This is a genomic window from Bacillus paramycoides, assembly GCF_001884235.1.
GTDB classification, from domain to species: Bacteria; Bacillota; Bacilli; order Bacillales; family Bacillaceae_G; genus Bacillus_A; species Bacillus_A paramycoides.
This window is the reverse complement of record NZ_MAOI01000089.1, coordinates 53,476-66,487: the sequence shown is the minus strand read 5'-3', so window position 1 is coordinate 66,487 and position 13,012 is coordinate 53,476. Positions and strand designations below refer to the sequence as shown.

General features: G+C 34.1%; 10 protein-coding genes and 3 pseudogenes. 6 read left to right on the top strand and 7 right to left on the bottom strand.

The window, feature by feature from the left end:
• On the top strand, positions 1 to 410 hold a 410-nt coding region (locus BAU28_RS20310), incomplete at its 5' end, for a CPBP family intramembrane glutamic endopeptidase (protein ID WP_131801215.1).
• A gap of 69 nt (positions 411 to 479) precedes the next feature.
• Here the strand turns inward: BAU28_RS20310 and BAU28_RS20305 are convergent.
• Together BAU28_RS20305 and BAU28_RS20300 are read right to left on the bottom strand one after the other, a co-directional pair.
• Positions 480 to 659, bottom strand: coding sequence for a winged helix-turn-helix transcriptional regulator (locus BAU28_RS20305; protein ID WP_083594847.1), 180 nt, complete (start codon positions 657 to 659; stop codon positions 480 to 482).
• A 94-nt stretch (positions 660 to 753) separates the two neighbouring features.
• Positions 754 to 912 (bottom strand): annotated as a pseudogene (locus BAU28_RS20300) (IS110 family transposase); the annotation flags it as partial.
• Positions 913 to 1,210: 298 nt separating this feature from the next.
• On the opposite strand from BAU28_RS20300, the gene BAU28_RS31460 reads away from it, so the two are divergent.
• Positions 1,211 to 1,420, top strand: coding sequence for a hypothetical protein (locus tag BAU28_RS31460; RefSeq protein ID WP_071719751.1), 210 nt, complete (start codon positions 1,211 to 1,213; stop codon positions 1,418 to 1,420).
• A gap of 389 nt (positions 1,421 to 1,809) precedes the next feature.
• Here the strand turns inward: BAU28_RS31460 and BAU28_RS20290 are convergent, their stop codons facing one another.
• The 4 genes and pseudogenes from BAU28_RS20290 to BAU28_RS20275 form a co-directional block, all read right to left on the bottom strand.
• Positions 1,810 to 3,048, bottom strand: coding sequence for a cytochrome P450 family protein (locus BAU28_RS20290; RefSeq protein WP_071719750.1), 1,239 nt, complete (start codon positions 3,046 to 3,048; stop codon positions 1,810 to 1,812).
• A gap of 303 nt (positions 3,049 to 3,351) precedes the next feature.
• Positions 3,352 to 3,593 (bottom strand): annotated as a pseudogene (locus BAU28_RS29365) (IS6 family transposase); the annotation flags it as partial.
• Positions 3,594 to 3,725: 132 nt separating this feature from the next.
• A complete protein-coding gene (locus BAU28_RS20280) occupies positions 3,726 to 6,104 on the bottom strand; it encodes a discoidin domain-containing protein (protein WP_071719749.1) in 2,379 nt (792 codons plus the stop codon).
• Positions 6,105 to 6,197: 93 nt separating this feature from the next.
• Positions 6,198 to 6,433 (bottom strand): annotated as a pseudogene (locus BAU28_RS20275) (discoidin domain-containing protein); the annotation flags it as partial.
• A gap of 1,091 nt (positions 6,434 to 7,524) precedes the next feature.
• Here BAU28_RS20275 and nheA point away from each other — a divergent pair.
• The 4 genes from nheA to BAU28_RS20255 all read left to right on the top strand — a co-directional run bounded on the left by nheA (position 7,525) and on the right by BAU28_RS20255 (position 12,273).
• The gene (gene nheA / locus BAU28_RS20270) at positions 7,525 to 8,694 is read left to right on the top strand and encodes a non-hemolytic enterotoxin subunit A (protein WP_071719747.1); all 1,170 of its coding nucleotides are present in this window, start codon (positions 7,525 to 7,527) and stop codon (positions 8,692 to 8,694) included.
• 53 nt (positions 8,695 to 8,747) lie between these two features.
• The gene (nheB, locus tag BAU28_RS20265; protein WP_071719746.1) at positions 8,748 to 9,902 is read left to right on the top strand and encodes a non-hemolytic enterotoxin subunit B; all 1,155 of its coding nucleotides are present in this window, start codon (positions 8,748 to 8,750) and stop codon (positions 9,900 to 9,902) included.
• Between the two features lie 273 nt (positions 9,903 to 10,175).
• Positions 10,176 to 11,324, top strand: coding sequence for a non-hemolytic enterotoxin subunit C (gene nheC, locus BAU28_RS20260; RefSeq protein ID WP_071719745.1), 1,149 nt, complete (start codon positions 10,176 to 10,178; stop codon positions 11,322 to 11,324).
• 241 nt (positions 11,325 to 11,565) lie between these two features.
• Positions 11,566 to 12,273, top strand: coding sequence for an IS6 family transposase (locus BAU28_RS20255; RefSeq protein WP_071719744.1), 708 nt, complete (start codon positions 11,566 to 11,568; stop codon positions 12,271 to 12,273).
• Positions 12,274 to 12,353: 80 nt separating this feature from the next.
• Here BAU28_RS20255 and BAU28_RS30490 read toward each other — a convergent pair whose 3' ends face one another.
• Positions 12,354 to 12,998: a TetR/AcrR family transcriptional regulator gene (locus tag BAU28_RS30490; RefSeq protein WP_071719743.1), complete on the bottom strand. Its 645-nt coding sequence runs from the start codon at positions 12,996 to 12,998 to the stop codon at positions 12,354 to 12,356.
• Between the last annotated feature and the right edge of the window lie 14 nt (positions 12,999 to 13,012).

Below are 13,012 nucleotides of genomic sequence, written 5' to 3'. Positions count from 1 at the left end.
TGTTTTTTATCTCCGCCACATTTGAGGAACTGGGGTGGATGGGTTATGCGATTGAGCCGATGCAGGAGCGGTGGGGAGCACTTGGGGCAGGCCTGATTTTGGGCTGCGTGTGGGGAATATGGCATGTTATTCCGTTGATCGAGGCCCATCATTCTCCGGCATGGATTGCAGCCTGGTTCCTTGGCGCCGTTACAGCAAGGGTCATTATCGTCTGGGTGTATAACAATACGGAAAAAAGCATCTTTGCATCCATCATCATCCACTCGATGCTGAATGTGACTTATTCTTTTTTACCAAGCTATGATGCGAGTTATGTCCCGGGCATAACCGGTGTTGTAACAACTCTTGCGGCGATAATCGTCACATTCCTGTGGGGTTCACGAACACTGGCGCGGTTCAGATACGCGTAACAATGATCTTATTCTGCGTTTTGTCCATATCAATATAATGAGGGAAAGCAGTCGCTTTCCCTCATTGTTTTAGCAGATGCGTTCTGACCGATCAATGAGTTTCTGATGTTCCTCTCCCCATTGATTCAACAAACCCATCAGCGGGATGAGGCTTTCCCCATATTCGGTCAAAGAGTATTCTACTTTGGGCGGAATTTCGGGGTATATCTCCCGTTTAACCAAACCATTGAGTTCCGCTTTCTTTACCATACCGATTTTTGTTATTCATCATTTGTTTGTAAGCCAATTTATCATTGGTTGCACAGTTAACAGCAGAGACGAAGCATCCGTATTCTGTCTTTTTAGCACTTACGAGTCTCGTCACGACAGAGTCACGGTTTGAGAGATAAACACGCAGCTCTTCAAAGGCCTCAGGTGTATTGCGAATGAAAGAGTAATAGCCGTTTTTGACCATATCCGCAATAACGAGTGCATCCTTTTTGTCGCTCTTAGAAGGGGTACCGCCAGCATTTTGGAAAAACCCCACGCTAAGAACATGCAAGATTTAATACAGTTTTTTGGTTGATCCAACAACAAACGAGAAACCTAAAACCGCGCCAGAATAGGAATGTATAAAAAAATGCATAGGTCCATAGAACGAAAAAAGGAGGTTCCTTTGAGAGAGTAGGGTTCCTCCTTTTCCTTGCTACCAATAATGTTACGTTATGTTAACCGAGCATGTATATCATATAAAACAAAAATCACACGATGTATAACTCCTACCTAATGGTATAATAAGGAAAAACGGAAGGGGAAGCTCAATGAATTTCATACAAGTTTTTGATGCTATATTCAGTATACTGCATGACTTTTTTTCAAAGGGGATTTGGATAGTCCTGTTCTTCTTTTTCTTGAATAAGTTGTACGAGAGCCAAAGATTGGCGGCAACATCACGTGTGATTACTGCCGTTCTTCTTGGACTTTATCTCTTATACATCATTATTTTAAGACCACTATACTACTCTTTTTGATAGGGAGGGGTTTGCAATAACTTCCAATAATGAGAATTATGTAAATGAGCTGTCCATATGGACAGCTCATTTACATAATTTTCGTTAGCGGTAACAATAATTTGATAGAATCATTATTTTTATTAGGTTCTTCCTTTTTTTATGTGAAATCGATATACAGGATTTTATACATTGGTGATACAGCAAGGATCCTGAGGGCTTGTTATATTGTTTTTCATCTTTTTTTGCATAAAATCTTGTATAAATTAAAAAGATTTTTATGTTGTTATCGAGAAGTAGCTAGTTTTTGAAAAATTTTTGGCTATGCCAAACCGAAATTCATCTTCCACCTACCGCTGCGCTATCGCCCTTTACACGCTTGAGGTAGGGGAATTCTTTCCGTAAATTCGTTAAAACTTTAGAGGCAATTCTTCTAATGACCTCATTAGATAGTTTTCTTTCCATTTTATTTGCTCTCTTTCACCTTGTATCTGCATATTTGGCAAATGGTGTAATAGTGTGAAAATTGCAATTTTTGCTTCTAAACGAGCGAGTGGTGCGCCAAGACAAAAGTGACTACCATGACCAAATGCAATATGACGATTGTTTTTTCTTGTAATATCAAATACATCCGCGTCTGGGAAAATCCTTTCATCACGATTAGAAGATGCTACTGATATAATAATTCTATCTTTTGATTGAATATCTTGTCCATGCATTGTAAAAGGTTCTGCTGTCCAACGTAAAGTCGTCAATTCAACAGGGCTGTAAAACCGTAATGCCTCTTCAATTGCTGAATCGATTAAATCAGGATTTTGACGAAGTTTTTGTAACTGAGCTGGGTACTCCAGCAAGGCCAATGTCATATTTGTAATTAAATTTACTGTTGTTTCATGTCCAGCAACAATAAGCAACGTGATTGTCGAATATAACTCTGATGCATTTAATTTCGTCCCTTCACTTTCCGCTTTTATTAGTGCACTGATTAAATCGTCAGCAGGTTGTTCCCTCTTTTTACTAACTAAATACTGTATATATTCAGCGAATTCACCTAACTTTTGATTATTTTTCTTCATGTCTTCTAAGGTATGTGGGGTACTAATAATTGCTTGTGACCAAACTCTAAATTTATGCTGATCTTCAAGAGGAACCCCCAACATTTCACTAATGACCATAATAGGTAGCGGGAAAGCATAATCACTTACAAGGTTTATAAAATTATTTTGTTCTACTTTACTCAATAAAGTATCAGCAATAGATTGAATTTGGTCTTCGAGTTGTATGATCATCTTAGGGGTAAATGCCTTTTGAGCAAGTGATCGTAGACGGTTGTGATCAGGTGGATCTGAGTTCAGCATATGATTTCTTAAAAGTTCCCTATTCTCTAATGAAATAGGCACTTCCACTTCTTCTTCATTTTTGAATACGTTTTCAATGTTTTTCATTAATTTAGCATCTTTCAATAAAGAGGTTGCATCCTCGTATCTCGTAATCAACCAACTTTGACTCTTTTTCCCTGAAGATAAAGGATAGACAGGATGAAACTCACGCAATTCTTTATATATATCATATGCTTCCTGTTTAAATATAGGAGAAGATAGCTGTGATTCTGATGATAGCTTGAGATCTAGGTCATTTTTTGAAGACATCTACATAACCTCCATTTTTTAAATGTCAAGGTAACTGCAGCACCTAATTTGCATTATAACCCATCTCACTTGAATAAAGGTAAGAATATTCCGATAAAATATTACTTTACTTGGTGAAATAAATAATTTTATCCTTAGATATATACCTACTTTAATATAATTAATATGTACTAATGTTTAAAAAGTACAATTAATTATAAATATCATAAAATAAGCTTTAATGCAAATCGTCCTAATTCTAGAAAATAGGGTTCTGGTGCAAAGATAAGATGAAAACCAGTAAAACGTATATATTCCTAACAAAATTGTAGTTTCATCGACTCTCCGAGAGTCATTTGTTTGAGGTAACGCCGGATACGTTTATCCAATTCAGGGCCATACTGATGAATCCAACGTATATCGTTGTATGAGAAATGGATAAACCCCGTTCCTCCATCATTTCCACTAAATCACGAAAACTTAGATTATATCGTAGACCATCTTACCGTTAATAAGATAATATCAGGCTGATAGTGCTTCCATTTGAACAAATTTTTCTTTTCCATACCTATCACACACCTTTTAGAGTAATAGTATCAGCATATCCAAGTTTGATAGATTTTTTGCACCAGAACCAAAAAGAGACCGTAGCGAAAGTATAAAATACTTCTGCTACAATCCCATTCATCTTTCAACTACTAATTATATAATTTTATTTCTGAAGCTGAAGCAAATCCACCGTGTCCTGATACAACTTCTAGCTTTACATACTGAGCATTTACTTTATTGAAACTTGCATTCTTTGTAAGTTTATTATTTTCCAAATTTCCAGTAGCAACCTTTGTAAAGTTAACTCCATCTAGACTTGTGTATATATTATAACTAGTTATGTTACCATTAGAGTTACTGTCTTGTCTTGGAACATAAGCTAATTGTGATATGCTAGTAACTTCATTAAGCTTTATGGTAATGTATGGAGCCTTATCACTGCCATTCCATAACGTATGCCACATTGTTGCACCGTTTCCATCAATTGCATTTGCAGCATCATTATTAGCCGAAACTTCCTGACTTGAGACACCTGCAACTGATAAGTTTTTGTGCGGTATTAATCCTACTACAGCGGTATCAGTAAACTTTAAGTTAACAGCATCACTTGCTGGATTTGAACCAACAGCAAATTTTCTAACTGTTAATGTAACATTTCCTGTTAAATCCGGTAAATTAGGAGCAACTGGATTATATTTTGTCCAATGTGAACCTTGGTCTATACTGAATTCCATCGTATCGTCTAGACCAAAAACTAAGTTCTCATCATCATTTGAAGAAACATTGACTTTATCAGCTTTTCCAATTGGAATTAATAAAGGCTGCTCTGTTCCGATCACTCTTGTTAAAATGCCATCTGTTGAATTGATTGTTGAGATCTCTTCATTGCTCAGAAGTATATCATTGCTTGTAGCAGCTTTATACGTTTTTCCTCCATCGATACTGTATTCCGTATCGGGTTTAATTCCCATTAGTTTTCCTGCATTTGCTCCATCAAAACTAAAAGTAGCAAGGCCTAATCCTAAACTTGGCATTTGATCTTTAATTTTATTAACTACTTGTTTTTGATTTACATCCGTTATTGCGTTAAATACATTTAACATATTTAACGTATACTGTTGAAGTTTTGCTCTATCATCTGTGTTCAGAACATGACTTCTAATTTGAGTAAGAAGATCCATCATCGGTCTTGGTTCATTAGCAAAAGAAGAAATAATACTGCTGTTTAATTCTTGCCACTCAGCATCTGTTACATTTGGATTTTGTAATATAAGAGAAATGTAATCTTTCCATACTAAAACATTAGTTGGTAAAAGATTAGTAGCTATTTTATAAATTGTAATTTTCTTATCTGTTGAATTCATCGCTTTCGCTAACCAGCGTAATCGCTCTGATTTATCCAGTTTTACTGGGGTACGTTCAGCATCTTCAAATTGTAAGATGTAAGGTACTTGATTTCCCAAGCTATTATCTGACCAAGGAATAACAGTTACATCATGACGGCCCGATTCACCCCATCCCGATATATCATTTCCTAAATTCCAAGAAGATGGTTTGTCATTCCATATGAGTGCACAATGCCCAGGTTGTGTAACAGGCATAGCGGCCACACCAAAGGCTTGACTTACTTGCACACCAAACTTCGAAATATTACCGCATACCCCGCCAAATCTGTAAATGGAAGAAAGATTCCAACCTACACCGTAGAATGCATCATTCCCAGCTTGAATGCTAACTCCATCTTTGTTATTTGTTACATACTGAATCAAATATGCACTTGTTCCAATCTTATCTTGACTTTTAAGTTCTGGATGTTCCGTATTAATCATGTTTCTTGCCCAAGTTAAATCTTCTTCTGGTGACCAAGTATTCACTACTAATCTTAAATGCCAAACATCATATGTTCTAAAGACTGGGAGTAACTCATTATTTTGATCTGCTGTTTTATAATATTGGTACCTCGTTAATGGATCAATAGGTTTATTATTTGTCCAATATTTTATAGGTTCAGCATGAGCTAACGATGTAGCTATCGCTAATTTTAAATACAATCCTTCGTGAGAATCTGCATCTGTATTCCAGATTTTATTCCATATCTCAAGTGCATTTACTGAATTCTTTGCAGTTGGACTGCCGCCTTCAAGAAACGTATTCATTGCCCCTGTATTTTTCATAACCCAGTTAAGAAAGCTCTGATGAGCCGCATCTTTTTTAGCGAATGTATCCAAAGCTACTGCACCTGTTTGTGATATAAATTGCCACTGAGCCAAAGCTGCTGCAAATACTGGGTTTGTGAGCCTGCTTTTCAAATTCGCTTCAGTGAGTTCCCCAACCTTTTCATTTAAATATGTTGTAAGATAACTCAAATGATCTTCAAAATTACCATTTGCGATTGCCTGATCAGTCTTTTGTTTCAATGTTTCTTGAGTCAACGACATCGTTTCAGCTGAAACTTTCGTATAAGGAATCGTAACAAAGCTCCCTGAAACAAGTGACATAGTTAATACTAAAGATAAAGTTCTTTTCAAAATAAGCCCCCCTTATATAAAATGGTTTTGTTGCAAAGTTTGAAAATCCGTCCTTTGATAACGTTCTTATTCACATGTGTAGAATTTAAAATATTAATACCCAAAAACATTCACTTCAGCTACTGAAGTAAGTCCATTTACTCCATTTAGCACTACTAATTTTACATATTTAGCAGCTATGGGATTAAATGTTGCAAGTTCTTGTATCGTACTATTTTCCCATGTTCCAGAAGTTACTTTTTGATAATTAACCCCATCTGTGCTTGAGTACATATTGTGGTTTAAAATCCGACCATTTACCGTCCATCTTGCCTTGGGAGACATGCAACCTACGATTCTTTCTTTTGCTCATACTAATCAATCCTTTCATCTAGCTCTAATATTTACGAAAAACGTCGAATTTTGTCAATATTCCTATATATATATTTATTACACTAATATTCGTTTAAATACAATAGTTATTTTTCATTTTAGAGGGTACTTTATTTTGTCAGCTTGATAGCGATGGGGGATCGCCACACATCCATCAACTTAAGGATTTTAAGTAGACCATAAATAAAAATTTTTCTTTCTCTACAGCTAGTTATTTATAAGAATACATCTTATTTAAGTCCTTATATAATCATGCAATTATACATATACAAATAAAGGTAATGAGTATGCAGGATGCGATTAAATTATTTTAATATAATTCAATCGCATTGCATTTTTTCTTATGAGCTAAATTAACTATCTTTTTAATGTATATATTAACTTATAATAATTATAATTAATTAAATAAGATTGAATATAAATAGGATTAAATAGTAATTTTATCAGGATAATATTGCCAGTTGAACTAATGCTTAATAGTAGAATTTTTGGATTTATTCGACAAAATTCTACTATTTACGCATCAAAAATTTAATGTTTTAATAAAGGTGTAATTGGTACGACCACTAAGAAAGGAGAAAATTATACAAATAAAAGTGCAGTGAAGTTGCAAGTAACATTATGTCGTATTAATTTTCTCAATACTCAGTCAATTAAGTTTAGAAACAATCTAGAACCACAAAAGTATCACATTTATAAAAAATAGCATTCTAAGTCTCTACATAGCAAAAATGATCTTATTTTATTCCGAGGTAAAGGTATAAGCAATGTACAAGTATAATTTCATTTTTTGTAATCTTGTAGTGATATTATGAAATCGCTATCAAAAAGTCATGGCAGGATTAATGATAGGAGCAACGACTCAATCTATCTGGTCTTCCTGCAAGTAAAGCAGCTCCAGCTTTCAAATGAATATCATACTATTCATTTGAAAGCTAATCAAAGCATAAATAGTTGCGAGGTTAGATTTCATATAAATAAAAATGAAACCTTTAAAATTTAGTCCAACTATTTTATCACCAAACACCAATTAATGGGAGGAATTACCATGAAAAAGACGTTAGTCGCAGGGTTATTAATTACTGCAGTATCTACAAGTTGCTTCTCACCTGTAAATACTTTTGCAGAAAGTAAAACAACTTATTCACAATTAACAAATAGTCAAAATCAACTTGCTATGAATAGGATATCAGATTCGATTAGGACATTAGGATCACAGACGCCATTAATTCAAGGATACGGGCTAATCATATTAAAGCAACCAGACCTTGAAGTAAATGCTATACCTGGAATAACAAGTGATCAACGTACTGCAAGAAACCATGTTAAAGACTGGCTGGATAAATATAATCCAAAACTATTCAATGTAAATCAAGACCTGCAGGATTTTGGGACAAGATTTACAAATTATTATGATATATTGGTTGAACTAGCTGAAAAAATGAATGACGATTCGCAAGCAAAAGAAGACTTCGTAAGTACTTTTAATGCACTTCAAGAACAAATGCAAGCACTTCAGTATGATATGAAGGAAGCTTCAGTAGACTTAAACAATTATAAAAATGAATTGGTTGAAGATAGTAAGAGTTTTTCTAGTAAAGTTAGCAGAGCGATTGAACTTTATAAGAGTTCAGGAGGAGACATTGAAAAATTCAGAGCGCAAATTAAACAACTTGATGAAAACATTCAAGATGATTTTACAAAACTACTAGCTCTACCAAAAGAAAATGTACAAGGTTCTATAAATATTGGAAAGACGCTTATTGATATTTGGAAAGACGCAGGTAAGGATCATACTTTAGACACGAATAATTTGGAACTGATTTATAACCAAGTTGGACAACTTCAAAATGATGAAGTAACAAAACTGAATAATGATATTCGTCAGAAGCAACAACAAAAAATTCTATTGCTACAAAATTTATCGAAAATTGAAGTGCAAGCAACTCAAATGACACTTATTGATCTGCAGTTAAATAACTTTACAAGAGTAGTTAAAAAGCAAATTCAGAGTTTTGACAATCTATTAAGTAGTTTGAACATCTTTAATGAAACAATGATTCAAATGAAGAGAAGTCTTAGTACTGATGCTAAAATAGATTCTCGTGCATTACAGGCACAATTAAAAGAACTCAAAGCGTTTACGGATGAATTGAATAAACAAACAAAGGAATATGAAAATAGTGTTACAAACATAAAAGTAACAGAAGGAAAATAGTAAAATGAAGACTAATAATTCTTAACAATATAATATAAGGAGAGAAGAATATAATGAAAAAACCTTATAAAGTAATGGCTTTATCTACATTAATAGCAACAATCGCAGCAGGTAGTATTACGCCATCATTTGCCTCGGCAGCGGAAAATACAACAAAACCAGCACCTATTTATGCAGATGCAGAAAATAACTACCCTGAGTATTCACTTGGACCAGAAGGACTTAAAGATGCGATAGAGAAAACTGGATCCAATATGTTGGTAATGGACCTGTATGCTTTAACTGTTGTTAAACAAGCAAATGTTAATTTTGATGGTTTAACTGTAATTAACAATGATTTACAAACAAGCATTAAGGGCAACCACGATGCTTCTAGAAATAATGCAAAGCAATGGTTAGATGGTTTGAAACCGCAAATAATCCAGACGAATCAAAATATTATCAATTATAATACACAATTTCAAAATTATTATGATGTTTTGGTAGAAGCTGTAGATAATAAAGACAAAGAAACACTAAAAGCTGTTCTTACAAGTTTAGATGATAGTATTTCAGAGAATAAAGATGCAGTTGACAAGTTAGTGCAAGATTTGAAGGCCTTTCGCGGCAAATTAGAACTGGATACACAAAATTTAAAAACTGATGCTGACAAAATCGCAGTTATTTTATCTGGTCAAGATGCTGGAATTCCATTGATGCAGAAACAAATTGAAACAAATCAAACATTAATTGATGAGAATAACAAAGTTTATATTGGATCGTCGGTTGCAACTGCTCTCGGTGCATACTTAACTGCTACAGTTGTCTTTGCGCCTATTGGTGCAGGTGCATTAGGAGGCGGGATATACGGAGTTATTACATCGAAGCAGCAGATAAACGCAGCACAAGAAGAGATTAAAAAGCTAACAGAAAATATTTCCATTGCAAAACAACAGGTAGCTCAGTTAACGATCTTGAAAAATAATACTAATAATTTAACAGGAACAATTGATGCAGCTATTACTGCCCTTGAAAATATAAAGTATAAGTGGGTGACAATGGGGACAAAATATAAATCACTGAATAACAATGTTGACAGAATTAACCCAGACAAGCTTAACCTTATAAAGGCAGATCTGAGGACAGCTAAAAATAGCTGGGAACAGGTTAACATGTATGCTGAAAATATGCAAAAGACTGAGATTTCATTCGTAGCAGAGAAAAAATAATATTACTTCAAGAAATTTCCGAAGTAATGAAAAATATAATATACCGAATTTCCCTTTTGAAGAACACATAATGTGAGTCTCCTGTTCAAGTTTGAGCAGGAGATTTCCTATATAGTTATGAAACTTGATAAAGATTATAGAATAAGAAAGTATGAAAATCTCTATTTTAATATGTTGTTTTATTTGCAATGATTGTAATTCATTTGAAGTAAATAATAGAAGCTTATGAATTTAATAAAATACGTGATACATTTGAGAGAATAGGTGAAAAAGGTGAATAAAAAATTGTATAAGAAGGTTATTTTATCAACGATCATTACTGGGATGGCAGCGAGTAATGTAATCCCACTTCATACTTTTGCAGCAGAACAAGTTGTACAAAATAGAGTGTCCCAACAGCAAGAGGATAGTAAGAGCTATGATTTGGGTCCTGATACATATAAAGAAGTAATCGAGAAAATGGGGACAAGTATCCTTACAATGGATTCATATGCTCAAACAATCCGTAATCAACAACAGACAGATTTAAGTAAAATAAGTTCTATAAATAGTGATTTCAAAGCAAACATGATTCAGCATCAAAAGGATGCACAAACGAATGCAATATATTGGTTAGATGATCTAAAGCCTCATATTATGAAAATGACTCAGAATAGTGTAAGTTATAATGATACCTTTCAAGCGAGTTATGATCAATTACTAGCTGCTATAGATAAAAAAGATATAGTGACATTTAAATTTAGACTGGTGAGGCTATATCGTAGTATTTTGGAAAATAGTCAAGAAGTGGATGGACTACTAGAAAAGTTGAAAACATTCCGAAATAAAATGGCTGAAGATACAAGCAGTTTTAAAAATGACTCAAATCAATTGTCAACTATTTTAGCGAGTACAAATGCTGGGATTCCACTTCTACAGAAGCAAATCGATGAATATAATAATAGAATTAAGAAAAATAATGATATGGTAATTTTCGGTGGAGTCATGGCTTTCTTTACTTTCGGGACTAGTGCAGCAGCGATTGCTATCGCTAAAAGCGATATTGCATCTGCAGAGCAAGAAATAGAACAATTAAAGTCCAGAATTTCTGGAGCAGAGGCTGAATTAGTTATTTTGACAGATGCCAAAAATAAAACGGAACATATGACTGCAACAATTGATACAGCTATTGATGCTCTTGAAAAGATATCGAATCAGTGGCATACAATCGGAGCAAAATATGATTCTTTACTAAATAATGTTGACAGAATTAATCCAGACCGTCTTGCTTTATTAAAAATAGATTTGAAGATAGCGAAGGATAGCTGGCAGGACCTTAAAAATTATGCAGATAAATTATATGAAGGTGTACAAAATGGAGAGATTGTCCAAGTAGGACAACCACAAATAAGACAACCACAAATAGGACCGGATTGCACCTGAATACATGTAAATAATATTAAAAACATACAACCTTATATTTGTTGGTAAGGTTGTATGTTTTTTTATAGAAATGTAACAACTTCAGGTACCTTCAATATTTTTGTGTAAATAAGGAATTCCTTTTCTTGTAGAGGAAAGGGTACTTTATTTGGTTCTGGTGCAAACACTCCAAAACGCTTGTAAGTAACCTCCTAAACTTGGACATATTGATACTAGTACTCTAAAAAAGGATATGATTGGTATGGAAAAGCAAAATCTATTCAAATGGAAACAGTATCAACCGGATATTATTTTATCAACCGTGAGATGGTACCTACGGTACAACCTCAGTTTTCGTGATTTAGTCGAAATGATGGAAGAACGCGGGCTATCCCTTGCTCATACAACTATCATGCGATGGGTTTATCAATATGGTCCCGAATTAGATAAGCGAGTACGACGTCATCTTAAGTCAACCAATGATTCTTGGCGAGTCGATGAGACGTATGTGAAAGTCAAAGGTCAATGGATGTACCTATATCGTGCTGTTGATTCAAAAGGAAATACAATTGATTTTCATTTAAGCAAAACAAGAGATCAGAGGGCTGCAAAGCGTTTTTTCAAGAAAGCTTTGCAGTCTTTTCATGTTTCAAAGCTCCGTGTGATTACAGTAGACAAAAATCTGGCCTATCCTATAGCGATTGAAGAGTTGAAGACAGAGAAAAAGATGCCTGTAGGTATCCAAATAAGGCAGTTAAAATATCTTAATAACATTGTAGAGCAAGATCATCGTTTTATTAAAAAGAGGGTTCGTTCAATGTTAGGATTGAAATCTTTTCGTACAGCTAAATCTATTCTTTCAGGAATAGAAGCGATGCATATCATTAAAAAAGGCCAACTTATTTTACGGGACAAGTCTGTCCAAAATGAAATGAAGTTTATTCATCAACTATTCGGAATGGCTGCATAAGAATAAATGCAATCTTTGCACCAGAACCTATGAGCCAGGGATAGCCCTCATTCCTCCATCATTTCCACCAATCATTAAATTCAGATGTGGTGGTTTATTTTTTGAATCACTACCGTATCCTTTTCAGATCCAATGATATTCACTTTATAAGGATGATTTGTCAGGATATTCATTAATTGATTGGCCATATATTGAGGGGTGTAAACTAGGTCGTTTTTAAACCAATAAACCAGCATTCCTAAGATGGAATAGGCTGTATAATAAGAATTTATTTCATGATTAATATGATGGTTTGGATTTATTCGTACCGCTCTTAAATTTTTTAAAAAATGGTTATTGATTGTTTCACACAAATACTCTTGAAAACCTGAATACACATGCTTATTCAGCATTAATTGATAATAATCAACATTATTCCAAAAGTGCGTAAATAGCGCCATTGCCGCAGAAGACATTTCTTCAAATAGGATATCCTTGTCGTTTGGGTATGAGTCAACTAATGCTTTAATCAAGTCTTCCATCTTTTCTTGAACTATTTCTTCTAATAAATTTTCTTTGCTTTCGTAATGGAAATAGAATGTTCCTCTATTACAATCCGCTCTTTCTGCGATCTCCGTAATGGATATTGACTTTAAATCTTTTTCTGCCATTAATGAGAAAAGAGATTTTTTTAAAGCTATTTTTGATCGCTTAATTCTTCTGTCCGTTTTCGGATTATTTTCCATCAAATTCCCCTCCA

Excerpts from the sequence above, each read along its gene's own strand:
- BAU28_RS20305 (WP_083594847.1), bottom strand. The coding sequence starts at position 659 with ATGGTAAAGAAAGCGGAACTCAATGGTTTGGTTAAACGGGAGATATAC.
- BAU28_RS31460 (WP_071719751.1), top strand. The coding sequence starts at position 1,211 with ATGAATTTCATACAAGTTTTTGATGCTATATTCAGTATACTGCATGAC.
- BAU28_RS20290 (WP_071719750.1), bottom strand. The coding sequence starts at position 3,048 with ATGTCTTCAAAAAATGACCTAGATCTCAAGCTATCATCAGAATCACAG.
- nheA (WP_071719747.1), top strand. The coding sequence starts at position 7,525 with ATGAAAAAGACGTTAGTCGCAGGGTTATTAATTACTGCAGTATCTACA.
- nheB (WP_071719746.1), top strand. The coding sequence starts at position 8,748 with ATGAAAAAACCTTATAAAGTAATGGCTTTATCTACATTAATAGCAACA.
- BAU28_RS20255 (WP_071719744.1), top strand. The coding sequence starts at position 11,566 with ATGGAAAAGCAAAATCTATTCAAATGGAAACAGTATCAACCGGATATT.
- BAU28_RS30490 (WP_071719743.1), bottom strand. The coding sequence starts at position 12,998 with ATGGAAAATAATCCGAAAACGGACAGAAGAATTAAGCGATCAAAAATA.